We start from the raw sequence: 1,697 nt of genomic DNA on the forward strand, positions 1-1,697 counted from the left end.
CAGCAGCCTCGGCTACCGCAGTCCCGCCGAATACGAAACCGCCTTGGCGGCCTGACCAACACACCAACGGTGTCCGTCAAAGCGGAACAAGCTCAAACTTGCAGCCGGTGGTCTTGTAGCAGGTGGCCCGGTCGCTCTGGACGGAACCGGCGGTGGTGATAGCCGTGCCCTGGATCCGCAGGTGCAGGTTCCAGGCGTCCCAGAAGTACCGCTTCCCGTCGTAGGGCAGGCGGTTGTGGCCATTGCCGGTGTTGCCCTCGGTCTGCGTGTGCGACCGCGTCGGCGTCGAACTGCCGTACAGGCGGTTCTCGTAGCCGTAGACCGTGTCGTCGGGCCACAGGTCCACGTCGCGACGGATGCGCAGGCTGTAGGTGAGGGCGACGGGCGTCTGCGAGCTGAAGGTCATGGAGACGTTGCCCGTATGGTTGTGCAGGCCGATCTTCAAGTTGAAATTGATCTTGTATTTCTGGCGGTCCAGCACCGCGTAGATCGCTTCGTTGCTGTTGGCGTGGTAGTCGTCGACACGGTCGGTGGGAGCCAGGCTCCCGGACCGCGGCGCAGCCGGCCGCGGGACCTGCTCGCTCCGGCTGGGGACCAGATCCCCGTCGGGTGAGCGGGTCAGGAGCGTCAGGGTGTCCCCGACACAGGTCCAGTTCTCCTGTGGGTACTTCTCGATCGCGTACGAGAAACAGGCCGACTCGGCCTCTTCCGCCGCGGCCGCCGGACCGGCAGGGAGTACAGCGGCCGGAGAGAGGGCCAGCAGCAGGTACACCGGGATCCGTCGTAGGGAACGCATGCCCCTTCCTATGCCCGGCCGCGGCTTCCGCGCACAGGCCCGCCCCCGCGCGGCCCCGAAAACACCTGGACGAGTGAACGCGGCAGACGCCGAGCGCACTGCATCGTGTGCGAGTGCGCGGCATCGTCGGCGACCACGCCGCGTATCCACCCGGTGCGCAGGGATGGCGACCTTGCTGCGGCCGCCGACCCGTGAATGTCTGCTCCTGTTCCCAGGGGGTGCCGGCCGGGGGAGCGGGGCACCGCGGGCTCCTCGGGCACCGTTTTGGAGCCTTCGGTCGGCTCGGCGGCGAGGCGGGCCCGGCGGGTGGCCGTTGGCGGCGTAGGAGGAGCGGCAGGGCGTGGGCCGGTGCCCAGGGCGCGACGTTCGATCAGCACCCCACTTTCCGGCCTCCGCAGCGGGTCCCGACCACTCAGGAGAGGCAGCACATGACCGACGACGAAAGGAGGGTGAACGGGTCGCTGCGGGGCGTCAGTGGTGTTGACGTTCGGGATGGGGATTCGGCACGTGTTGTCCCCGTGTCGCGTCACGGCCTGTCAGTGGCGAACTCACAGGTGGCGCAGCTTGGTTGCGGTGGCGGGAGTCTGGGCCTAGGTCATCACCATGATGATGTGCATGTCTTTGTCGGTGGTTTTTTGGCGTTGAAGTGTCAGTGGTGTTCTGGGGGATTGTCCCTGTTCAGTGGGTGTGTGCGCTGAGTTGTGGCACTGACGGTGGGTGTGGCGGCCACCGGCGTGCACGCCTCTCCGGCGTCGGCGCCGCACACCACACAGGGCCGTGCCTCCGTCGCCTCCAGCAGGTCGCTGTGAGCTTGTTCCGCTTTGACGGACACCGTTGGTGTGTTGGTCAGGCCGCCAAGGCGGTTTCGTATTCGGCGGGACTGCGGTAGCCGAGGCTGCTG

1 protein-coding gene is annotated in these 1,697 nt (G+C 67.2%); it reads right to left on the reverse strand.

What is annotated here, in order from left to right; all coding sequences use genetic code 11:
- Positions 1-76 precede the first annotated feature (76 nt).
- Positions 77-796: a hypothetical protein gene (locus ACIQV3_RS40520; RefSeq protein WP_403722408.1), complete on the reverse strand. Its 720-nt coding sequence runs from the start codon at positions 794-796 to the stop codon at positions 77-79.
- Positions 797-1,697 lie beyond the last annotated feature (901 nt).

The organism is Streptomyces sp. NPDC099050 (assembly GCF_044759865.1).
Lineage (GTDB): Bacteria > Actinomycetota > Actinomycetes > Streptomycetales > Streptomycetaceae > Streptomyces.